Here is a 24,239-nt window from a genome sequence, read left to right on the forward strand (position 1 = left end):
ATAATATTAGTGAAGCGTTTTATCACTAGCTGAAAAATAACTACCACTAACGCGTTATACTCGGTAGTATTGAATTTAGACAATATGGATATCAATGGTTAATAATGAATAGAAATGTCTCTTTTGAACTGCCAACAATTAATAAACCTTTTCTTTGTATATTAATAATTTTCACTGCTATCTGTGCGCTGAATATTCCTGTTCTGCTAACCCTTTGGCGACACGGATTTGATGATGGTACATATTCTCATGCTTACCTCATACCTTTTATTAGTCTATATCTTTATTATCAATTGTCTCGAAATGGCACACTACAATTCAAAGAAACATGGACTGTGGTGCCCACTATATTATTACTCTTAAGTTGTGGCTTATTGTTTATAACCAGTAACGCACAAATAAGTGTTGGTTATTGGGCGGCGTTACTAGCGGTTTTTATCACCAGTGTAACTATGCTGTTTCGGTTTAATTATTATATTGTTTTTCCTGCTGCCTTCCTCATTTTTATATTTCCTTTTTGGGGGGTATTAGTCCCTTTATTACAAAATGTGTCAACAGCGGCTGTCACTTACCTGATGAACTTTACGGGTGTGCCCACTTATGTAGAAGGCAACTTTGTAACTATTCCTGCAGGTGTATTCGAAATAGCGGACGGATGCAGTGGATTAAGATATATGATTGTTTCATTAGCTATTGGTTCTCTATTTGTTTTTCTTAATATCAGAGACACTAAACGAGCAATATTATTTTTATTGATGACCATAATTGGGGCACTACTGACTAACTGGATAAGAATTACAGCGTTAATATTAATTGGTGAATATACCAATATGGAAAGTAGTTTGATGCAAGATCATAATACTTTTGGCTGGTATCTTTATGTGCCATTTATGATTTTTCTTTTTTGGTGGGGTAACAAGCTTTCTGACATTGACTTAATTGCCTCAACCTCAAATACAACACAAATCGAAAATCGCCCCAGCTATCCATCTATGGCGGTATTGGTATTAATGTTGGGTTTGTCATCAACCACGTTCAGCACCATGCTTGTACCTGCTACTGCTACTGAAAATTTAACCAGCGATGCTGCTTTTGAAATACAGCCAAAAATACATTTTTATTCTTTTGTCACTCACAATATATCTTCAAACGACAACACTATTAAGCTTACTTATGTTTTTAATGGTGAAGTCTTAGATGGTAAACCCAGTTATTATGAAAATAATTTAATACCTAGTGGTTGGAGAAACATTTGGCAAGAAAACCGTCAAAATAAAAAAATACACCGCATTTTAAATCAGGGTAAAAGCGCATTAATTCTGGTCAGTTATGAAATCAACCAACAACAATTTTCGTCACTTACCGCCTTCAAAATCGCCCGATTAACCATGGCAATCGAAAACATCAATCAAACAAAATTACATTGGACCTTTATACCTTGCAAGCAACTCAATTGTGAGGCCGAGTTACAAAACCTCTAAAATAATATCATCAACTAACACGCTACCTGACTAGGTCAACATGATGAAATTAAGAAAACTACTTAACTAAGGTCTCTACATTTAGTTGACCAGGTCACGTAAGTCTATTGCAATATTAGTCAGTATTTAACAACAAGCTCTTTAACCAAGGTAAGTCACTGGTAGTTGAATACATCCAACCAAAACGTCGCGGCGGTTTCAGCACCCAGTAATTTTTCTCTCGCTTACTTTTTTGTGCTTTTATTAATCTCGTATAAGTGCCTGAGCATTGCTCTAACAAAGCACGAAACAAGGTTTTCACCATAAAGTTATCCTGCTTGGTTATTTGCTTTATATACGCTGACTTACCCAATAAAGCGGCAACATCACAAGCATGCTGCGGATCTGTCCATTGATTCAACTCTTCCTGCTTAGGGTTTTCTATAGATACTATGTATTTAGCAATCACAATATTCTTTACCCTAGCATCACCATAGTAAATACCATAATTCAAAATAAAGTCGCCAAAGGCATCAATTAAAGACGCGGCTCGCACATCACCGGTTAGTTGATAAAAGCGCCATAGTGCATCACCTAATAAAGCCATCATCCAAGGTGAACAAGCCGGCGTGTCATCCCCCCAACCTTCATGTGATTTATAACCATGCTGCGGACAACCTCTTAATGGCCAGTTATTGTCAGGATTAAACGTCATCGCAACGCTCGCATCAATAATGCTATTGATGCGAACTAAGGCTGCTGCATCATTGGTTAGCTCCCAATAGGAAACAGCCACATTTAATGCTGCCGCTTGATTACGCTCAGTCCAAAAACCACGCCCTAAACTATAACTTTCATCCCAATCTAGTGAACGTTCAAAAATTCGCTTCAGTGTTTTTTTTGCTTCAACGTCACCACTCAGTAAGTACCGATACAACAAACCTTTCGGCATTAAATATTTAGGGTCAAAGTTTTTTTTCAGAACAAATAGGCCACTTTTATCAATATTTTTACTATAAAATTTTGCAAGTTTATTGGCTTTTGTTAACCATTGATTTTCACCTGACATTAAAAATAATTGATAAATGGCTTGCGGGCGGTCATACAACCATTGGCTTGCTTTGCGTGCTGGGTAACCTTTTTTGCTCAACAAGGCCTGATTGGTTAAATAATGGGCGTATTTTTTTTGCGGCTCTGTATACCAATCGGTGTCTAGTGCTTTATCAGGGTGTAGTAATATACTTTGCACCAGCCATGATGTTGAAGGATAAACAAGCTGGCTTAAATTAGATTGATTAACATTAATTTGCTGAACAACAAGTGCTTTATCTGAATCTAACCAACTAAGCGTCAGTGTTTTAGGCGTCAGTTCTTTAGGCCCCAGTGCTTCAGCAAAGTCTTGCAAACGACTAAGGTCAATCGACAGCAGGCGAATAAATGGCTCACTCTTCATGGTTGGCCAAGTATTAAGTACCTGGTAGTTAGCTTTAATCGGATGGTTATTGGCAGTTAAAAAAAAGCTACTGTTCAAAGCAACACGTTGATTGGGAATGGGTAGCAATAAAAATATCGACTCTTCATTGGTGGTTTTATTAATGGTGGCAAGATCAAATGTAATAGTATTTTCAACACTTAAGCTATGAGTTGAGAAAAAAACCAAAACAATATAAACCGCAATAAGCGCTAATTTTAACATCAAAAATCCTTTTATTAATGACACCCATAATACTAACTAAGTGAGCCATTTAAATGATCTAACTATTTAATAATATTGTTGCTTTCAAACACACACGCCAGCTATTGCTCAACAAAATATTCTTGTATTATTCTAGAGGCTTACATCAATATACTAGGTTTTACTAATGCCCTAGAGCCATGTTATCAAGAGGTGTAAGTCATTAGAGCAAGGTATTAAAGAAGCATCAAGAATTACCCAGATGACGAGTAAAGGCGATGTAAGCACCCATCAAGCACCTTGTTGTTAAAATTTGCTCTCATTACTTATGTAAAGTGAGGGTAAAGGTAAAGCTGAATCCTTAATTAATTTAATGGGTATTACCTACACTAAAAGTAGCAAACACGGGCTGGTGATCGCCATTTATAACCTCAACAACATCAACAGCCTTTAACTTAAAGTCATCAGAATATAAAATATGATCGATTCTTACGCCATGCCATACCGTATGCTTAGTGGCGTTAAAACCAATACCTTTGATGCCAATCGCATTATTTAAATGTGTAAAATTACGCTGATAAGTATTTTCATCTTCCGGCATATTAAAGTCACCCACAATTAAGGTGTAAGGTTTGTTTTTTGACCACAAGCTGACTAATTCAGCTTCAAATTGCCGGTTACTCTCTATGGTGTTTGCCAATGTAAAATCAAAAAAACGATAAATTAAGCCCATCAGTACTGAACGCGGCGTTTCAAAGTGTACATTCGCTAAAGAAACTTGACCAAACTGGGTTTCAATTTGATAGAAAATGGCAAAAGTCCCCCACCCCTCAAATAACCTTCTACTTAGTACTTTAACTCGTTTGAAAGGGTATTTACTAAAAATACATAAACCAGAAATACACTCCTTAAAATCATAATCAATAAATAGCGTTGAAAGCGCTATGTTTCTAGCTTCCTGCAATAAAATTATGTCTGGCTTCCTAGTGAAGCCAATATACTCAAGCTCTCGCTTAGAGCCACCACCACCAATATTAGCACTAAGCACTGATATTTCATCTGAAGTTGAAGTTGAAAAGTATGAACTTGGGCTAGGCAATTGAAAGTCTAAAAAATTTAGTGATAATAAAATTAACAATGAAGAAAACCATAATTGTGCTTTTGACAAATAACGCCAGAAAAACAACAAACCAATAACAGCAATCAACAACCACCAACGTGGACCAAATAATAACGCATACTTAGGAATAGTCAGTATTTCGTAAGTCGGCCACCAAGGTAATAATGTGACCAAAAAGCACATACCACAACAGAAAATAAAATACGATTGGCTTAAACGTTTAAACATGTAGCTTCTCTATTTTTCATAAAGCTCAGCATATTTTTTAGCTGATGACTCAATAGAAAAATTGTCTGTAATATAAGCAAGAGCATTAGTGCCTATTTCATCAACAAGCGATCTATTATTCATAATATTCAGTATCTGTTCTGCCAATGTTTGATCATCATCAAATTCAAACAACCAGCCAGTTTCATCATGTTTGACCAGTCTTGGATTACCACCCACATTAGTTGCGACAACGGGAATACTATTGGCCATAGCTTCAATAATTACCATCGACAACCCCTCCGTTTCGGAAGTAACAACGAGTAAATCTAAAGAGGAATAAATCAGTTCACGGTCGTTCACCATGCCATGAAAGGTAACAGCTAAAGTAGGCGTTTTTTCTTTATAGAAAGTTTTTAAATCTTCTAAACTTTTGCCATCACCAAAAAAGTGTATTTCAACATTAGTTTGTAAGTCAGCAGGTAAGCGTTGAATAGCTTTAAGTAATCCTATCTGGTTTTTTAAAGGAATAACCCTACCGACTGAACCAATTCTTAAAACCTCACTTTTAGCAGGCACTTTATTTACTGGTTCTATCAAAACACCGTTATCAACCACAACGCTAGTAACATTTCCCCATTCATGAGCTTGATGAAAGTTATCTTTACCTTCTTGAGAAACAAAAGTAACGGCAGCTATATATTGCTTAATTTTTTGGTGAAACCTTAACCAGGGTGTTGAAGAGTATGGTGCGGCACCATGTCTGGTATAAACAACCGTCTTTCTTAGCAAAGGTAAGAATAAGCTTAAATATTTTAACGCATGAGGAGAATGTACATGAATTACATCAAACTTTAATAAAACCATAAACACTCTACATAACTTTATATATGAGTGACTTGAATAAGAGGCAACCGGAATGTTATTGACGTGGCAAGTACCAACCAAATCATCGGTTGGGCTGCCTAATGAAATAATTGCAGGTTGTATATTGAGTTTTTTTTGCGCTATCGACAAATCGATAATAAAGCGTTCAGCTCCGCCAATTTTTAAGCTACCAATAATGTGAGCTACTTTTTTACTTGTTTTTTTTTGTTTCATAACAAACTTAGAATGAACATATAATAAATATGAATGTGTAAAAATACCTCTTGTGAAGTGTTAGTCTCAAAAGAGGTGGAAATAACAATACAATTAAGTAGACACTAACGATTCGGCTCTGGATTACCTATTTCTTGAGATAATTGTCTTGAATCACCGATCGGATCTTTCAAAGGATCCCAGTCTTTACAAAAAATTCTTTTCGCCAGCCCAGTAATTTTATTCGCTAAGGGAATAGGAATAAAAAAGAATCGGCAAATCAAGAAAGCTTTACGGCGAAATACCCAATTATAAATAGACTGCTCTGAATAAAAATTATAACCCCATCTTTTTTCAAACTCTCGATGTGATTTTTCATTAAGCTTATGCGACCAAACAAAAAAGAAATATTGCATGTCTTTAATGGTTAATCGAGTACATAAATTATCAAATATCACTTTTGAAAAGGGGTTGGCAACCATAGTTTTACCCTGTGCTCTTAACTGCATAGGAATATCTATTTGTTGTCTCATGACCATATCTGGAAAATCAATTTCTTGTAGATCTTCAGTTTTAAAAGCTACGGTATGCCACTCAAAAGTTTCTGTCGGCCTAATTTCTAACGGTATATTCTCTGGTAGCTCTCTTCTATATTCTTTAGCTTCAATTAAGTAATCAACACCCTCATATTCAACAACCAATATTTTACAAGTATATAAATGGTTTCGAATCTTAGCGCCTTGATCAACGCCCTCTTTTTCTAGCGTTAATGGGGAAACAAAAGCAGCGCCATCATTAATACTTTCAATCAGTGGCGGCATCCAACCAGGCAACACAGTAGTATCCGTTTCAACCCAAACCAACATGTCGGTTTTAATAATAGGCACTAAATGCTCAAACACTTTCATAGGCGTGACCATGCCACCATAATCAATTATTTTAGCATTCGGTATACTTTTAATACGTTGTTCAACTTGCTTAATAAGAGCCTTTGGGTAGCCAATATCCGTTATTATTAAATCAAATGGCTCATCAGTATTTTCACAAACAGCGTCAATGCACTCAATAACACCGTAATATCGCTCTCTTGGAGTTATCACTATGGTAATAGTAGTCATTACATTTCCTTTATGACTTATGGTTAATTTTGTTTTAAAACTTCTCTATAAAAGTCGACATGGCGATTAAAATAATGTTCTCGAGTAAAGTTGAGGTAACATCGTTTAAAGCCCTCCAGTCCCATAGCGCCTCTAAGCTCATTATTAACAATTATTTTCTGAGCTGCATCAGCCAATTGCTTGGGTGTGTCGCTATCAACCAATAAACCGGTTTCATTTTCTACGATAGCTTCAGGCACACCACCAATTAAAGACCCAACTATAGGTAAACCTGTCGCCATTGCTTCAAATAATACCGTAGCGCCATTTTCTTCCCTTGGAGAATGTAAGAAAATATCAAATGCCGAAAAGTAAGATTCAGGATCAGGATGAAAACCGGCAAAAATAACCCTTTCAACCTTAAAGTCACTGATCAGCTTTTCTAACCGTTTAGTGTCTTGCTCATTACCCTTGCCTAAAATCATCAAGTGTACTGACTTACCTTCGTCACCAAGGCGCTGTTGCAAGTCAGCAAAACCTTTAATAACTACATCAATGCCTTTTTCTAAACCAAAATGCCCCATGGCACCACAAACAATATCGGTTGGTTTAATTGCAAAGCCATCCCTAATACGATTTCTAGCATCAAGATCAAATGTAAATCTGTTTATATCTGCAGAAAGATTAATTAACTGTAATCGTTTAGGTTTAATTAAATTGCTGGCAATGAAATCTCGACCGCGAGCATTTGACACAGTAATGACACCTTCGCTCACTATTAGCGAAAACATATTACGTAATTTGTTTTTAAAGCTTGCTGTTTCAAAGTTTAATGAACGATGAAAAGTCATGATTTGAGGTGGTGTTTTATTGAAAGAAAATTTAGCGAGCGATGAAAAAAACAAACTGCCAGCATCATGTGTATGTATTAAATCTATGTTATGCGAAGCACAAAATAGCGCTAACTTTTTTGCCGCAGCAAAGTCGAACAGTTTTTGCCGACCAAATACAATGGTGTCTTCAAATACGGTTAAATCTATCTCATCTGCACCTAAATGAGAAACACAACCTAAAAAAACCTTGTGTCCAGCTCCTTGCATACCTGCTGCGAGGTTTCTAATAGCTTCTTTGCGACCGCCATTTTCGAATGACAATGTTAACTGTAAAATATTCAGCGATTTTTCATTTTTTTGCATTATATTCCCTTATTTGCATTATATTCCCTTATTTGCATTATATTCCCTTATAAAAACCGCGCACAAAGGTAAACTGAATTTAGCAATAAATATTACCTTTTTACTACTTATAAATTACTACATTTTCCTTATAATTAAAAGAAATAGGGCTAAAAGCTTGAATGGTTATTATAATAAACGTACATTCAGTAATTAACCAAGCATCTACAATGGAATGTTTAATGCCTCCAACTATTAGTGTCGTAATTCCTTTTTACAACGCAGAGCCTTTTTTTTCTGAGGTTTATAAATCTATATGTTCACAAACAATCCAACCTGAAGAAATCATTGTTGTTATTGATGGCTACAGTGAAAAAGCAGAGGCGTTTCTTAAAGAATATAAAAACATTAAAGTCGTTACTCCTGCTGAAAATGGCGGCCCTGCCAAAGCGCGAAATATAGGAGTGAGCAATGCTACCAGTGAGCTAATTGCATTTATCGACGCAGATGATAAATGGGAAGCGAACAAACTGGAAAAACAGCTTGAATTTTTAGCAAAACACCCTGAATTTTCAGCATGCCATACCGGTATAAAAACGTTTAGCGATAATGACATAATAGCTACTTTTAATGACAAATCTTTTAGCTTAACGCTAAGTGAAGTACTTACCGCTTGCCATGTTTTACCGTCGTCATTAATGATTAAAAAGTCAGCTTTTGACGCAATTAATGGTTTCGATGCAAAAATTAGATGCTCAGAAGATCAAGAGTTTACTATTCGGCTAATTAGCAATGATTTGAAAATTGGCTTTTTAGCAGAACCTTTATCATACTTAAGACGAGAAGATCAGGGCAATATCTCTTCCAATGGACGTAATATGGTTATAGGCCACTTTCAGGTACTAAAAAAGCATTGGAGTTTATTTCGTAAAAACAAAGGCACAATGCCTAATTATCTTTATAAAACGTTTATGACTGCCGGTGGAAAGTCACAAGGAATTGAGCGAAAGCTATATTATCTTGCAGGTCATATTATTAAGCTTTTTTTTAGCGTTAAATAATACACTTTAAACAAGTTTCTGATAATAATTAAATCTATTTAATTTCATTTAGTAATCAATTATTGTTGTAATTATAACTTAACTTAAACAAAGAACTTATGCGACCTCAAGTAACTATCATTATTCCCTTTCTTAATCGTGAACAGTTTTTACCTGCCACTTTAGACTCTCTTTTGGAACAAACTGTTCAACTTTGGGAGTGTGTCTTGATTGATGATGGTAGTACTGATAAAAGTAGAGATATTTGTGAGCAATATTCTTTATTGGATGCTCGTTTTCGCTATTTCGAAAGAACTGACAGTTATAAACAGGGAGGAAATGGCGCAAGAAATATGGGAGCAGATAATGCTAAGAGTGACTGGCTCATATTTTTAGACTCAGATGATCTATTAGCTAAGGATTGCATAGAACAAAGGCTAAGTGTAATTAGGAATGAACCTAAGGATATTGACTTTACAGTTAATATTACAGGTACTTTTAATAAAAAAGTGCATGACAATGATATTGTTTGGAATTCATTTAATCCTAATGAGTCAAAAAACGACTTAATTAAGCGATTCATTACCTTAGACTCCCCATGGGGTACTGAAGGCTTAACTTGGAATAAGAAGTATTTTCATATGATCAACGGATGGGATGAAAGCTTACCTTGTTTTCAAGATTGGAACATTCATCTGAGGGCGCTAAAACAAGCTAAAAATATATTACTCACCAAGAAAATTGATCATTATTATAGGCAAGACGTACCAAATAGTATCGCTGCAACTGCTTCAAGGGAGAAGTATAATGCAGGAATGGTTAAAGCAATACATTGTACTTTATACCATGGAGGTTGGAATTTTGAAGAAGCCTTTATGTTGAAAAGGTTACTGTTAGTAAAGATGCTAAAACTCCACCCAACAGCTGAACATTTTAACACGTACAATGAGGGGCGTTTTTCTTTACAGTTGAGAAGTTGCCTCGACAAATCCAAATTTACCATTAAAGGTATTTACGGTAGATTAATATATCATTTCATAGTCTTTAAAAAAGGAAATAAATGTAAATTCCCTCTTCGCTAACTAATATTAAAATAATTTTCTAGTGACCGAGTCAGGCTTCAGCTGACACGTGCAGCATACTTTTAGGTTCTGCCACTGTCATATAAAGTCAAGATAATGCATCGATAATAATTGACCTGCAAAAGGTATATCTAACAATTCTGGTTCAAATTTTTCAAAGCGTAATAAACAAATTCGTAAATACTTTCCTTATCACATAAGTGATGGTAGATGGATGGATATTCACTACATCATCAGCTAATAGTAGGATAAAAAATCGAAAACCACATTACTTTACATATTCTATAGTCCTGAATGTTTATAATGATATTCTTGCCCGCAAGAGATTGCTGTTTCTATCAATTGTGACGCAAAGCAATACGAATTTAATTTTACTGCATTTATAATAAGGCTTAAACACTGCTTGAATACTTTCAATAGAAACCATCTTGGGTACCCCAAAATTTTTACTCCATCAAATTTTTCTTGTGGTGTTATTGCAGCTATTGAACGACCAATTCGAAAATAACGCTTCCAAATACCTAGCATGGTCATTTCATGTGGCCTGATAATATGTTGCAATAAAGCCTCAGGTACAAACCATAATTGAAAGCCTTTCTCACTTGCTTTTTTTACAAAATCGGTATCCTCACCGCCTACTTCATTTTTTCCAGCAACCCATAAATCATTACGAAAAGACACTTGATTAAGTACATTTTTACGAATACAAAAATTTGCTCCTTTAGCCCAATAGATTGATGCTTCACCTTCTGCTAATGCTTTAGAAGTGCATCCGCACACCCTACCCTCATTAGCTAATTTAATTAACCAATCTTTTGCCGGTGCTAGCCAATAAGGCCTAATTTGCCCTAAAAACACTGAGTAATCTAATTGTTCAGCTGCGGCATTAATATAGGCAATTAGCCAGTTTTTATCCGGTAAAACATCATCATCAGAAAAAACAATTAAATCACCTGTAGCATGTTCCAGACCTTTATGAATAGCATGAGATTTACCCTGTTTAGCTTCATGAAGAATCTTAAATTCTAGTTTATCAGCATATTTTGACAGGATATTTACTGTATTATCGATACTTGCATTATCAACAATAATAAACTCAACACCTTGGCTAGGGACTTCAAGTAAACTAAGTGCTTGTAGTGTTTTAGGTAAAACGGTTTCGCCGTTGTAAGTAGCAATAATTACTGAAATCATTAAATGACATCTCCTTAGTCAAGCGAACTAGCTGATATAATGTTAGATTTATTTAGGATAAAACAACACTCGTTTTTATTAAATTAATCATACACTTTAAACAAGTTTTTGATAAACAACTAGCCAGTTCTTATCTGGAATAATATCACCAGTTCCTGAAGTTAACACATTAATAAATAGTACTGTTTAAAGTATTTTTTCGGCATCAGGACAATAACGTAAAAACTGTTCTAAAGTTTCAGGATTTAAATTATTGACTTGATGTGCACTATAACTCTCACTAAGAAATTCATTTTGAGTACAAAATTTTATACAATCGGATTTTTTACCTACTTTCCCTCCAAGTAATTCTATATGAAACGCAAAAAAATCATCTTCACCACCTTGCCAGTTATGATTTGAAAATCTACGCACACTTTCAATTGATAATTCGTAATTTCGAATACTAAAACCACCTACCCCGCCATCTAAAATCAAACCATTTGGGATCAAACGATTATGCCACCACGCACCTATATAATCGAAGTGAATAAAATCTGACAACTGATAACTTGATGCATTACAAATTACACTATCTGTTTGAAATACTATTACCTTATTCCTAGCTACAATCAACCTCCAGAATGACTCACTTAAAAACAAGGAGTTATATAGGTTTGCATTTAAACTATCAATATCTAGCTTTACCAAAAACACAACGCCGTTCTTAACTAAATCACCTATTTTTGAATTCAAAATGAAGGCCGTATTCTCTTTACCATGAAAGAGCTGAACTCTTTTTCCTGTTTGTTCGATAAAGTTACAAACAACGAACTCCAATGCAGAATGTGACCGTGTTTCAACAATCACCCCCATACAATCATCATCAACAGAAGCACTTTTTTTCAATGGTTCTAAAATATTAGTTATAACTTTCTTTCCGGTAACTGAAGAAGAGTCCGTCCATGACTTAAGGTTTTTATAGATGAAGTCTATGTCGTTAACTGATATTTGAGCTATATCCAATTTATTCTTACTTAAATATTTTAAAGCTACAGTTGCACTACTAGGCCTAAAATTAGCAATAAATTGTTGAATCGAAGTGTAAGTCCTCAACCATTGCCAATATATAGGTTTAATTATTTTAATTAAAATCATAAATGAGCTAATCTTCCATAATAGTTAATAATTAATGTTAAAGAATTGACAATGATAATACTAATAAAATACAAACTAGCCAATTTATTATCCTATGTTGGCTTTGAAAAAACAGTTAAATATTATCGGTGGAAAAAAAAGATAAAGGCTAGTATTGACTACTCTAAGCTAGCCTCATTTGATACAGATGATAATTCTAAATTAATTTTTATTCATATTCCGAAGTCTGCGGGAATGTCTATGGTAAAAGCGTTATATGGCAAAAATAAATCGCATCATGCTAAAGCAATAGACTACATGAAACTCGATGATGATAAATTCAAGGAGCATACATTTTTTGCTATTTCTAGAAATCCATACGCTCGTTTATACTCTGCTTATAATTACCTAAAAAATAATGGTATGAATATTGTGGATAAAGTATGGCACGACATATACATAAAACAATATAAAACCTTTGACGACTTCATATTAAATGGCTTAGAGCTTGCAATTAATGAAAATGCAGAGCACTTTATACCTCAATATAAGTTTGTAGTTGATGATTCAAACAATCTAATTTGTGACTTTATTGGTAACTTAGAAGACATGAAATCAACATATGCTTTTTTAAAAAATAAAGGGATTGTTTTAAAGTTAGGCCATGAAAATACTTCATCTATAGGTGCTGAAATATATAAAGATATGTATACCCCTCAAACTATAGATAAAGTGAATAAATTATATCAGCGAGATTTCAAACTTTTCGGTTACGAATTGTTATAATAAGCAATGATATTTTCTTATCAGGGAAGGATGTTATGGACAACACTATTTCAAATTATTCTCAAACTAAAGATAATAACTTTAATCTAATTAGATTTATTGCTGCCTTTTTAGTGCTTTTCTCACATAGTTTTATAACTACAACAGGCGACCCAAACACCGTCCCATTAAGATTATTACTTGATACAAGTTGGGGAGGAATTGCTGTAGATGTTTTTTTTATTACTAGTGGTTTTTTAATTGCCGGTAGTTTTTGCAATAAAAAGGGGTTAGTTCCTTTTATCTGGGCTAGGGTTTTACGTATATATCCGGCTTTAATCGTAGCAATGTTTATTTCAGTATTTATATTAGGCATGTGGTTCACTACACTTAAGCCTATAGAGTATTTATCTTCGCCTGAAACATACAAATATTTAATTAAGAATATTATTTTATTCTTTGGTGTTAACCAAAGTTTACCCGGTGTATTTACTGATAATCCGTACATAAATGCTGTAAATGGCTCGTTATGGACCTTACCATTCGAAGTGAAAATGTATTTTTATCTAACTGTAATTGGGTTATCTATTGCTTTTATAGAAAAAAAATCATTTCTAAAAATAAGTAAGCATGCATTTATACTGATAGCTGTAATGGCTTTAGGTATATATATATTGAATTACTTTTATTCAGTTAATTCTTACAACTTTTCTCGTCTATTTTATATGTTTTTTGTAGGTGCGGCCTGTTATCAATTAAGAGAAAAAATAATACTTTCCCATAAATATTTCTTATTTAGCTTATTAGTTGTATTGATTTCTACGATGCAAAAAAGTGTGTTTTTTTTAAGCTACATTGTTTTATTGCCGTACATTGTGTTTTATTTAGCTTATATTCCTAAAGGAGCTATAAGAAAGTTCAATAGCTTAGGTGATTATTCTTATGGTATTTACATTTATTCTTTTCCTATTCAGCAAAGTTTAATAGCTTCAATCCCAAATTTAACCGTGTTATCGATGATAATTTATTCATTTTTTGCAACCTTGTTTTTCTCATTTCTATCTTGGCACCTAGTAGAGAGTAAAGCACTAAAACTAAAAAATAATATCCCTTTTATTACTCATATATTGAGCCAATATTGGAATATATTAAAATTATCATATACAGCTAAATCAAAATAATGAACATTATAGTAAATATATATTCAGTAATTGAAAACAGGAATAGGCTATATAAATTAAGTTTTGAAGCCTGTTAATGAACACCTAATAATCCTCATCTTTTTAACTAGATATATCGATACAACAGTAACACCTTAAAAAATATATATTAATGAAATAAATGGTATTAAAAGTTCTATTTTGAGGTTTTTCTCAAACAGTACAGTGGGTAATTAATAGAGGATTAGAGTTAAATGATACAAAACGAGTTGGTATTTTTAAATGAGTTTAGTAATGACTAATGTATGGGGCAGCTTAACTAAAATAATACAACTTAATTTATTATCGGAACGGTTAAAATCAACAAAAATAGTATACCCAAAGTAGGTGATAGTTATATATGAAACCTCATAATATCAAAGTAATTCAACTCACTGATTATCAAAAGTTAAGTACTTTATTAGTTAACTTTAATAACAGCACTCAAAATAGCAATTTATTTACTTCAACTATATGGCTAGATCATTGGTTTGATTTTTTCTGGCAAGAAGATTGTTTTTTGCAAAGCTGTGCCATTTATAAAGACGAAGAGCTTATCGCATTAGCACCTTTTTATATAAAAATAGCGGATACTTTTCCTTTTATTAAAACTTTACACCTTCTTGGGCAAGGAGAGCCAGAGCAAGCAGAAGTTGCTTCTGAATATTTAGATGTTTTAATTGCTGTAGGTCATGAACAAGAAGTTTACTCGCAGTTAGTCACGCTTATTTCAAATTATAAATTTGATTTTATGGCTGCAAGAGCCATATTTTCTGATTCACATATTGCAAAAATCATACTGAAGCTTTCAGGAAAACGACTAACAAAAAACTATGCTCAATATTGCTTATTTACTGATAACTTTTCTTTGCAAGATATTAGCAAAAACACACGTTCTCGCATAAAGCGTTCAGCTAATCAACTCAGTAAATTAAATGCTGAAATGCGTTGGTTAACCACTAATGAACTAAATACTTTGTGGCCGACACTAATTGAATTTCATCAAAATCGTTGGCGTAACAAAGGTGGCCATGGCGTATTTTCATCTGATGACTTTAATCAATTCCATCAAATTTTCATTAAAAATCAAAGTAATTCTGTAGCTGCAAGTGCTGTTTTTGTGAATAATCACCCCATTGCCATTCACTATTATTTAGTGACCGAAGATACATACCTTTTTTATCAAAGTGGTTGGGACGAGAAAAATTTTGCCAAACTGTCACCGGGGTTATTCCTGCATTATTGGTCGATAACCCATTGCCCTAAAAAATATTACGACTTTATGATGGGGGGTATAAACAATAGCTATAAAGCAAAATTTAATGCAGATACTCGAGCCATGACATCGATAACGCTTGTTAAAAACCCCATAAAGCTATTTGTTAGTAAGGTTGTTAATAAGCTCACCCGCCCATTTAATTAACGATTTATTAACAAATTAATGTTATAAATACTTTATCACTATAAAAATAATTAAAGTCAGCTAATGCATAACTTTCTTTTTCCTTATAATTATCTGACAAAAGCTAAATATACCATTCAATGAAAAAACAATTACTCACCAGCTCTCTTTTTCGGTTTCTTGAACGTGGCATCGTCGTATTAACGTCTTTTTTGCTTACACCATTTTTTATTAATGAATTAGGCAGTACACATTATGGTTTATGGCTATTAATTTTATCTATATTAGGCTGGTTTAATGTTGTTGATTTAGGTTTTCCGCTAGCGATACAACGCCAAATAGTACAAGCCTTAGAGCTAAACGACAAACAGCGCGTTAATGTTATTTTTTCAACTGGCATTGTACTTTTTACTGTTTTAGGTGGTTTTTCTGTTTTAACTTTAGTTGGCTTAACTACAGTACCGGCTATTTTTGGTGTTGAGGGTTTAGACCAAATTACTTTAGTTGATATTTTATTAATATTATCGGTAAAGATACTGTGGGGGTTTATGATGAACCCTTTTCATGGTTTTTTTTCTGGTATGCTGCGTTTTGATATTGATGCAAATATATCGTCATTAAACGCTATTGTAAAAGCCATTATGGTTTTTTTACTCTTATCAGACTTGAATATTTGGGGCGCTGTTGTCGCGACACTGGCTAGTGATGTATTAACCAATATCCTGAAAATTCATTATGCTAAACGATTATTTCCTGAGCTTAGGTTTAGCTTTAAGCTCGCCAGCAAAAAAGAACTTATTGATTTATTTGCTTACTCAAAACACTTAGTCATTAACGGTATTGCCAATACTATTGGCACAAAATCACGTCCTTTAATTATTACTCAGTTATTCGACCTACCTTCTTTGGCCTTGGCGAGTATCGCCAGTAACTTAATTATGCATACCTCAGCATTCGTTAGTTCGATTACCGGGGTATTTTCACCTTTATTTAACAAAAAAGCGGCTCGCAATGAAAATATGGAGCAGCTATTTAATCAAACCACCCGTATTAACTTATTCGCTTCCACGGTGTTATTTTTATCGCTATTTATTTTTGGTAAGGTGTTTATCCTTTTATGGGTAGGCTATGAATTTGAATACGCGGTTAATTTATTGTATTTAGGCGTGATTTCATCTTTGTTTGCTGCTTTTAGCAATTCGGCCAATACGGTTTTATTTGCCCAGGCAAACCATAAATATATCTCGGTGATCACTATTACATCTGTGGTATTTAATATTACTTTAAGCATTATTTTAGGTTTGAAATTTGGCCTTATCGGTTTGGCCGCAGGCGGTGTAGTCAACAGTGCTATTTTTAATGTCTTTGCCAAAGTATTTCTTTTTAAGCAATACAATAATTATAATATGCGCGAGCTTTATTGGTGTTTATCAAAGTCTTTATTGATAACCATTATTTTAGGCATGGCCGGCAGTTACTTATTGGATTATTTAGCGATTAACACTTGGTTAGAATTTTTATTATCTGCTACGTTAGCCTTCCCTTTTATTATACTTATTTGTTGGGTATTGTTACTTAATAAGGACATTAAAAAGACTCTGTTGCATTATGTTATTGCACGTATTGTCCCGGGTGTTAAGAAAAAATTTATAAAGGAATTATAAAAGTATGGCTCGTTATTTCCCAAAAAATAAAACCGAAGACTCACCGTTAGGCTTCTTCTTTTTATTTTTATATACCGCCTCAGTGCTTATTCGTCCACATGAAATGTTTCAAATAAGTATTGAGTGGATAACCATTCAAATTTTTATCATTATTGCGTTTGGCGCCACTGTTGCCATGCACAGACCAATAAAAATGTATCCACAGCATTGGATGATATTAGGCTTAATACCGTTAATTATAGTCTCAGGGTTCTTGAACGGCTCAGGCATGATAGGTGTCGAGCAATCTGAGCGCATAATGGTCAGTGCGCTGTTTCCTCTCTTCTTATATTCAAACTGTATAACCAGTATTAAGCGCCAACACATACTTATGGCTGTTTGTCTTTTTGCTGCACTACTTATGGTGCATAACGGTCATGTACAACAAACGGCATATCAAGGCGCTGGTTGGGCATTAGGCACATACTCTGTTGGTTACATTAATCTTGGTGAGCGGCGCATTACTTATTTAGGGTTTTTTAATGATCCAAATGACATAGGTATGTTTTTAGTAATGAACATTCCTTTTGCTATTTATTTTTATAAAAAAAGCCAAGCGGTCAGTAAAATACTTATGTTTGGCGTATTGGCGACGCTATTTTATGGTATTTATTTAACCGGTTCTCGTGGCACTATGCTCGGTGCTGGTGCTTTAATTGCGGTATATTTTATCGTCATGAATGCGGGGCCAAAACTATTTATTACCATTGTAGTTCTCGCCCCTATTGCTGCTACAGTAATAACATCTCTACAAAGTAATATGGACGAGTCTGCCGATGGCCGCTTAGAGGCTTGGTATGCTGGGGTGCTCATGCTATTACACAACCCTATTTTTGGTATCGGCATGGGCCAGTTTCTTGAAGAACATGGCTTAGTGGCACACAATTCATATATTCATGTTGCTGCTGAATTAGGGGTGCCTGGCTATTCTTTATGGGGCGGGGCATTGATTTTTACCGCGTTAACGGGCTATCTATTTGTTCAAGATAGAATTAGCAAGAAAAAGCTAGACGACGCTGAAACAACTCTCCCGCCTGAAGAAGAAGCAGAGTTATTTCTAAACAAAACCCTGTTCTTTTCTTTGGTGGGTTTTATGATCACAGGCTTTTTTATCAGTAGAATGTTCACACTATTGCTATTCATCTTTTTAGGTATGGCAATAGCGTCCCACATTAGACTCGTAAAGCTCAATCCAGAATATGCAATACACTTTTCTACACGCCTTGCGGTTCGATCTATGCTTTATTGCTGGTCAATTATCGTTGCTGTTTATATTTCCTTAAAGCTAGGATTATAATTTAGGCTGCCAATATACAATCGTACTGAGCAGCGTTATTGATAGCAAAACAATAATTTAATTTAGGATATTAGCGGCACTCGCCGTTATGATTAGCCACAGCATACTTGCTTTAGGAAGTAACCTAGAGCCGGCTAAAAACTTACTAGAGATTATTCTAAGCTCTAAAGCCTGCTAGTTAGTCCAGATTGTAAGTTTTTCAATGTATCAAGAATTATCTGACATTTATTATAAGGCTTGTTAATAAAGCCCTGAACACATCAAAAGATACTTAATTTAATGTGTTGGGTATATTGTTCTAACTTCTGTATTTTCCAACTGTGTGTTAATACTATTTTTACGGTAAAGCGACAACTGTGCGGGGTTAATATATCCTGCTATTTTTTCCAAATCATTTAATTTTATTCCTTGCTCAGACAGAAAAGTAAGATAGGTATGTCGCAAGCTTTCTAGGCTAATGCCTTCTGGTTTTGCTAACGCTGCGTCATGAGCGCTATTAGTGATTAAATGAGATAGTTCTTCAAGTGAATAATCTTCATCAAAAATATTGTCTTGCGTGTTTTTATACTCCATAACGTCTGCAGTTAGCACACTGACTTCAGGTGATAACACTATATTTCTGGCGAACGCTCCGTTAACTTCGAGGGTGTTTTTTTCTAAATCAACATCCTGTAACTTAATTGCTAATAACTCTTTAATATTCACGCCACTTAATACTAGCAAAATAACAAGTTTTCCTTGTTTACTAGCAAAACTCACCAGTTTATGACATTCACCAGCACTTAAAAGTCGAAAACTTTCCGTAGCAAATTTTTGTTCAAGCAATACTTGATTCTCGGAAATTTGAGCCTCTTGTTGATGAAGCAGTTGTCGCTTATCGCTCATGTCATTGGGCACCATGGTATAGTTTGAAAAAACTGTTGATGCCTGTTTTTGTCGCACTATATAACTAAACAAAAATAACGCTATTAGTGAAGCAACCGCTGCTATTAGTACACTAATCAAAGAGTCTCTTTTATTATTAGGTGCTATAGGATAACTAGGCACAAATGGATATTCTAGCACCTTAAATTGAGGTCTTCCTACCTGTAGCATTTCCTGCGCGAGCAAGCTATCTTTTAGGCTTTGTGCTTGTGCTACCAATTTATCCAATGAATCATTCAAGCGAACATATTCTTTTAAACGATGATTAAAAGCTTGGGCTTTTACACTGAGCGCATCAAGTTGCTCGGTTAAAAGACTAACCTTACTTTTTGCCACCAGTAAATTGTTTTTAGCTTCTTTTACGAATATAGATTGGCTTAATAGGCTCTCTTTTTTAAATTGTTCTTGTAAATTTAATAACGAATTTTGCATCGAAATGATACTAGGATCTTTCTCCATATATTTTCGCGTATATTTATCAGATAATTCACTCAATTGATTTTCAATTTTAGCTATATTTTTTCTTATCATTGCAATAGTAGCTTCATCTTCAGGATGAATAATTAACCTATCTTCTTTTTCAGCATAGTTAATACGGTTTACTATTTCTTGCTGGTTAAGGTAGTCTTGCTCTGCAGCATGCAGCAATTTTTCCAGTGAGTTTACTTTATTTAAAATTTTGTTTTCGTTACGCTCAAGAGAAACAATGTCTTTATCTTGACTATAGGTAATTAATGCTACTTTTTGTTGCGATATTTTTTCCTCTAAAGCCGTAAGCATGGTACTTAACCTTAATATACTGTCAGTATTATTATTGTCGTTTTCTTCTCCAAAGGCCTTAAGGTACTCTTCTAACCAAGCAGACAAAATCGGCTGCAATTGCTCAGGGTTACTTCCGGTTGCCCTTAAGTTAATAATTTGGCCACTTTGCAATTCGGCACTTAGCATTTCACTCAGTGATCGCACATTACTTTGTATACCATAATTAACGAGTATGCTTTGATTAACTGCGGCTAATATTCTGTTACTTGTAAGGCGCTGCTGATTTTGTAAACTATCTATCATTAATGTAGAAGAAGATTCTACACCTGATATCTGTGTAGCAGAAAATTGAATAGTAGCCTTACTCTCAAAAATATTTTCTCTAGTCCATACCAAAATTAACGATAATATAAGAACAAATAGAAATGTTGCTATCAGTACTTTCCATTTTTTCGTTTGTAAAATTTCGTTTTTAATATTGGATTCTAATTCTGTGTTTTGGGCTTGATATAGGTGAGATATCACATCTACGCTCCGATCGAAAGACACTAGTTATTACTTTTTTTTGTGGTGTATAAAGTTAAAGTATGCGGGAATATTAAAAAGCTAACGTATTTTAATGCCATACTCAAAAAGGATAGATTAAAAGTCATTTTTATATCCTTCAGATTGCTAACCCTGAAAATACAGGGTTGTGGTTAATCAAATTTAATTTTTTAAGCGCTAAATCGAAAACAATACTCATATCTAACATATAGTAAAGACCAGTCATAATTTTAAATCTTGCCACAGTAAGTATCAGCAGGTTTATGTTCCAATGTTTATCAGTGTTTATTACATATCAAAAAAACTTAGTTATGCTTAATTATTAATCTTTTAAACTCTATTACTGTTTGCTCTGTGATTTCTTGCTGATAAAATATATTTTTGTTAATTTTTCCTAATAATTATCTCCATAAAAGATAATTATTTTATTAACTTTTTGCCATATTTCATACTCGGTAACTCAACATTTAAGAAAGTTAGGGTTGAACTAATAACAACGATACAAGCAACAAATGGCATAGAAATAATATATTCTTCATAAGTAAAAAATGACAAATCAGCAAACGGCAGTATTGTGAATAAAATATATAGAGCTATGCCGTGCAACAAGTAAATGCTATAGCTAATTTCACCAAGCACTTTAGAGCCTGACTTGGTCAGGTAACCATGTAGCCAAATTTTAGCTTGCCAAGTTAACAGCATAAATGCCGCCCAAAAGTCAGTGCATAGATATTTAGTTAAAATAGTTAACGCTACATATGCCTTTATTTAAGTCATAACAACTGCGGTATTATTATCAACAAAGCAGTTAATTTTTTATTATCTAAGAATATTACTATAAAAGCGTTACTTTTATGTAATTAATTTGTTAAATTCAAGTCATTGGACGACTAAAAATAAAAGGAAGATTTTTACTGATGTATACCGCAATTTTTCGTCATGTATTAATGCCGATGTATGAACTTGTTAAAGGTAAAAATCTTGTTGAACATATCACCCATTATGAACAGCATTTAACCTGGACGCCTGAAGAGTTAAAACAACATCAGTGGCAGCAGCTGCGCAAATTACTTGAGCATGCATTTCAACATACCAGTTTTTATCCAAAGTTTTGGGCTAAAGTTGGCATACACTCTATTGATGACATTAATACTATGTCAGATTTTGCCAAACTCCCCTTAGTGACTAAAGATGATATTACCCAGCATTATCGTGACATTGTCGCCAATAACGCAAAAAACAATATCAAAAAAGCGACCGGTGGCTCTACAGGGCAACCGTTTCGTTTCGAACTTGATATAGAAAGCAATACACGCCGAGAAGCAATTATGTGGCGCGGTTATGGTTGGTTAGGCGCAGGCTTAGGGCAAAAAACGTTATACCTTTGGGGGGCTGACATTGGTCAACCCACATTATTTAAAAGTATAAAAAATAACTTGTACCATAGGTTTTACAATAGAAAAATTCTTAATTCGTTCGCCATGAACACCAACAACATGCATACCTATGTAGAGGAGATAAATAGTTATCGACCCACAGCGCTGGTTTCTTATGTAAACCCTTTATATGAATTAGCTCGATTTATTATCGAACACAAAATCTCGGTATTCTCTCCTAAAACCATTCTGACGGGTGCCGAGCCATTACACGAATTTCAAAGACAAGTCATCGAAAAAGCTTTTAACTGTGAGGTTTATAATACCTTTGGTTGCCGGGAATTTATGTTAATGTCGGCAGAATGCCAAGAACACAAAAAGCTTCATATTAATAGTGATCACCTAGTGGTAGAAACTGTTAACGATATAGGGCAGTCAATAACTGGCGAGTCAGGCGATTTGGTTGTTACCGACTTATATAATTACGGTATGCCGTTAATTCGATATGTTAATGGTGATAGAGCCACTTTAATAGACCAAGCTTGCGGGTGTGAAAACCCGTTACCCATTATGAGCAGTATTGATGGCCGTAAACTCGATATTATTAAAACCGCGTCGGGTAAATCAATTCCTGGCGAGTTATTTCCACACTTATTTAAAGAATTTATCGGCATAGATAAATTTCAAGTTAAACAAAGCGAAATATCTCGTTTGCAGATATTGTTGATTACCAATAAGCACTTTACTGAACAAAACAGAAATGACATTGCCGAAGAGATAAATAAATACGCTGAAAACGAGTTACAGCTGGTGTTTGATCTAGTAGATGATATCCCGCTAACCGTTAGCGGCAAACACAGAGTAACTATTTGTGAACTCTGATAAAAGCAAACAATCACTTGTTATAATCTCTAATTTATACCCTTTACCTTGGGAGCCTAATCGAGCAACATTCAACCGTCAGCAATTTTCTCAACTCGATGATAAATTTACTAAAAGTGTTTTAGTGCCTATTGCCTTTGCTGATTTTATTTCACATAGAAAAGAGCTCAAGCAAACCGAAAACTTGCGATACGTGCCTTACTTTTACCTGCCAAAGTTTGGTCGACGATTTTATAGCGCTATGATGTTTGCCTCGATAATGCTGCATTCTGGTTTATGGTTAATGCGCAAAAAGCCAAAAAAAATATTCGCCAGTTGGGCCTTTCCCGATGCTGTAGCGGCTAGTTGGATCAGCAAGCTATTTAATTGTGACTTCTATTTTAAAGTGCATGGCAGTGATATTAATTTGCATGGCAAGGTGCCGGCTCGCGCCAAACAAATAGTTAATGCCAGTAAAAGAGCTTTAGGTATTTTGTCAGTCTCTCAGGCTCTAGCTAATGAAATGATCGCTATGGGTGTTAATAAAGAAAAAATTCATGTTATTTACAACGGTGTTGATCAGCAAAAATTTCAAGTTCAGCATGCCATATCAAAAGAAAAAACTGATGATTATATTTTATATGTTGGTAATTTAAAAAAAGAGAAAGGTGTCATTGAGCTTCTCAAAGGCTTTGCTGCAATAAGTGAAAAACACCCTACCCTTAAATTGTTATATGCTGGGTCTGGTAATTTACGCAGTGAAATTTCTAGCCAAGCAAAACATTTAGCCATCAGTGACAAGGTTATTTTATTGGGCAGTGTTGATCATGACCAATTGCCTGAGCTTATTAGCCAAGCTCGTGCCTTAGCCTTACCTAGTTATAACGAAGGTGTGCCAAATGTAGTACTTGAGGCAATGGCTTGTGGCATACCGGTATTGGTCAGTAATGTTGGTGGTATTCCTGAAGTGGTTGATGAAAAAATTTGTGGAAAAATAATTTCAGCCAAAAGTGACTTGGCCGTGGCCAATGGCTTAGCTTATATTTTATCAAACACATGGGATAAAGAAAAAATACAGCAGCATAGCTTACAGTTTTCTTGGCAAAACAATCGCCAGCAACTGCTGCAAATGTTAATGAAAATTAACACTTGATAGCA

General features: G+C 34.4%; 19 protein-coding genes. 10 read left to right on the plus strand and 9 right to left on the minus strand.

Annotated elements, in window-relative coordinates:
• The first annotated feature begins 104 nt into the window (after nucleotides 1-104).
• The gene (gene xrt, locus H4J61_RS16225) at nucleotides 105-1,481 is read left to right on the plus strand and encodes an exosortase (protein WP_182186265.1); all 1,377 of its coding nucleotides are present in this window, start codon (nucleotides 105-107) and stop codon (nucleotides 1,479-1,481) included.
• 115 nt (nucleotides 1,482-1,596) lie between these two features.
• Here xrt and H4J61_RS16230 read toward each other — a convergent pair whose 3' ends face one another.
• The 5 genes from H4J61_RS16230 to H4J61_RS16250 all read right to left on the minus strand — a co-directional run bounded on the left by H4J61_RS16230 (nucleotide 1,597) and on the right by H4J61_RS16250 (nucleotide 7,835).
• The gene (locus H4J61_RS16230; protein WP_182186268.1) at nucleotides 1,597-3,156 is read right to left on the minus strand and encodes a hypothetical protein; all 1,560 of its coding nucleotides are present in this window, start codon (nucleotides 3,154-3,156) and stop codon (nucleotides 1,597-1,599) included.
• A 349-nt stretch (nucleotides 3,157-3,505) separates the two neighbouring features.
• Nucleotides 3,506-4,483 (minus strand): endonuclease/exonuclease/phosphatase family protein, encoded by a 978-nt coding sequence (locus H4J61_RS16235; protein ID WP_182186271.1) that lies wholly within the window; start codon nucleotides 4,481-4,483, stop codon nucleotides 3,506-3,508.
• Between the two features lie 9 nt (nucleotides 4,484-4,492).
• Nucleotides 4,493-5,563: a glycosyltransferase family 4 protein gene (locus H4J61_RS16240; RefSeq protein WP_182186273.1), complete on the minus strand. Its 1,071-nt coding sequence runs from the start codon at nucleotides 5,561-5,563 to the stop codon at nucleotides 4,493-4,495.
• A gap of 104 nt (nucleotides 5,564-5,667) precedes the next feature.
• Nucleotides 5,668-6,660: a glycosyltransferase family 2 protein gene (locus H4J61_RS16245; protein ID WP_182137280.1), complete on the minus strand. Its 993-nt coding sequence runs from the start codon at nucleotides 6,658-6,660 to the stop codon at nucleotides 5,668-5,670.
• A 23-nt stretch (nucleotides 6,661-6,683) separates the two neighbouring features.
• Nucleotides 6,684-7,835: a glycosyltransferase family 4 protein gene (locus H4J61_RS16250; protein ID WP_182186276.1), complete on the minus strand. Its 1,152-nt coding sequence runs from the start codon at nucleotides 7,833-7,835 to the stop codon at nucleotides 6,684-6,686.
• Between the two features lie 161 nt (nucleotides 7,836-7,996).
• On the opposite strand from H4J61_RS16250, the gene H4J61_RS16255 reads away from it, so the two are divergent.
• Both H4J61_RS16255 and H4J61_RS16260 read left to right on the plus strand, forming a co-directional pair.
• Nucleotides 7,997-8,875 (plus strand): glycosyltransferase family A protein, encoded by an 879-nt coding sequence (locus H4J61_RS16255; RefSeq protein ID WP_182186278.1) that lies wholly within the window; start codon nucleotides 7,997-7,999, stop codon nucleotides 8,873-8,875.
• A gap of 98 nt (nucleotides 8,876-8,973) precedes the next feature.
• Nucleotides 8,974-9,936 carry a glycosyltransferase family 2 protein gene (locus H4J61_RS16260; protein ID WP_182186281.1) on the plus strand — a complete coding sequence of 321 codons (963 nt, stop codon included), beginning with the start codon at nucleotides 8,974-8,976 and terminating at the stop codon, nucleotides 9,934-9,936.
• 282 nt (nucleotides 9,937-10,218) lie between these two features.
• Here the strand turns inward: H4J61_RS16260 and H4J61_RS16265 are convergent, their stop codons facing one another.
• Together H4J61_RS16265 and H4J61_RS16270 are read right to left on the minus strand one after the other, a co-directional pair.
• Complete coding sequence (locus H4J61_RS16265) at nucleotides 10,219-11,130, minus strand: glycosyltransferase family 2 protein (RefSeq protein ID WP_182186283.1); 912 nt, start codon at nucleotides 11,128-11,130, stop codon at nucleotides 10,219-10,221.
• Between the two features lie 186 nt (nucleotides 11,131-11,316).
• Nucleotides 11,317-12,267 carry a DUF5672 family protein gene (locus tag H4J61_RS16270; RefSeq protein WP_182186286.1) on the minus strand — a complete coding sequence of 317 codons (951 nt, stop codon included), beginning with the start codon at nucleotides 12,265-12,267 and terminating at the stop codon, nucleotides 11,317-11,319.
• 51 nt (nucleotides 12,268-12,318) lie between these two features.
• Between H4J61_RS16270 and H4J61_RS16275 the strand changes: the two genes are divergently transcribed.
• From H4J61_RS16275 to H4J61_RS16295, 5 genes are all read left to right on the plus strand, one after another.
• Nucleotides 12,319-13,032 carry a sulfotransferase family 2 domain-containing protein gene (locus tag H4J61_RS16275; protein ID WP_182186288.1) on the plus strand — a complete coding sequence of 238 codons (714 nt, stop codon included), beginning with the start codon at nucleotides 12,319-12,321 and terminating at the stop codon, nucleotides 13,030-13,032.
• A 35-nt stretch (nucleotides 13,033-13,067) separates the two neighbouring features.
• On the plus strand, nucleotides 13,068-14,192 hold the full coding sequence (locus tag H4J61_RS16280) for an acyltransferase (protein ID WP_182186291.1): 1,125 nt from the start codon (nucleotides 13,068-13,070) through the stop codon (nucleotides 14,190-14,192).
• 379 nt (nucleotides 14,193-14,571) lie between these two features.
• A complete protein-coding gene (locus H4J61_RS16285; protein WP_182186293.1) occupies nucleotides 14,572-15,633 on the plus strand; it encodes a GNAT family N-acetyltransferase in 1,062 nt (353 codons plus the stop codon).
• A 119-nt stretch (nucleotides 15,634-15,752) separates the two neighbouring features.
• The gene (locus H4J61_RS16290; RefSeq protein WP_182186295.1) at nucleotides 15,753-17,276 is read left to right on the plus strand and encodes an oligosaccharide flippase family protein; all 1,524 of its coding nucleotides are present in this window, start codon (nucleotides 15,753-15,755) and stop codon (nucleotides 17,274-17,276) included.
• Nucleotides 17,277-17,280: 4 nt separating this feature from the next.
• Nucleotides 17,281-18,612, plus strand: a complete 1,332-nt coding sequence (locus tag H4J61_RS16295; protein WP_182186298.1) for an O-antigen ligase — start codon at nucleotides 17,281-17,283, stop codon at nucleotides 18,610-18,612.
• Nucleotides 18,613-18,888: 276 nt separating this feature from the next.
• Here H4J61_RS16295 and H4J61_RS18100 read toward each other — a convergent pair whose 3' ends face one another.
• Both H4J61_RS18100 and H4J61_RS16305 read right to left on the minus strand, forming a co-directional pair.
• Nucleotides 18,889-20,823: a tyrosine-type recombinase/integrase gene (locus tag H4J61_RS18100; protein WP_182186301.1), complete on the minus strand. Its 1,935-nt coding sequence runs from the start codon at nucleotides 20,821-20,823 to the stop codon at nucleotides 18,889-18,891.
• 441 nt (nucleotides 20,824-21,264) lie between these two features.
• Nucleotides 21,265-21,546, minus strand: a complete 282-nt coding sequence (locus H4J61_RS16305; RefSeq protein ID WP_182186303.1) for a hypothetical protein — start codon at nucleotides 21,544-21,546, stop codon at nucleotides 21,265-21,267.
• Nucleotides 21,547-21,761: 215 nt separating this feature from the next.
• On the opposite strand from H4J61_RS16305, the gene H4J61_RS16310 reads away from it, so the two are divergent.
• Complete coding sequence (locus tag H4J61_RS16310) at nucleotides 21,762-23,102, plus strand: phenylacetate--CoA ligase family protein (protein WP_182186305.1); 1,341 nt, start codon at nucleotides 21,762-21,764, stop codon at nucleotides 23,100-23,102.
• On the plus strand, nucleotides 23,092-24,234 hold the full coding sequence (locus tag H4J61_RS16315; RefSeq protein WP_182186307.1) for a glycosyltransferase: 1,143 nt from the start codon (nucleotides 23,092-23,094) through the stop codon (nucleotides 24,232-24,234). Before H4J61_RS16310 ends, H4J61_RS16315 begins: the two co-directional genes overlap by 11 nt.
• Nucleotides 24,235-24,239: the final 5 nt, after the last annotated feature.

The sequence above is a fragment of the Colwellia sp. MB3u-4 genome (assembly GCF_014077065.1).
GTDB lineage: Bacteria > Pseudomonadota > Gammaproteobacteria > Enterobacterales > Alteromonadaceae > Cognaticolwellia.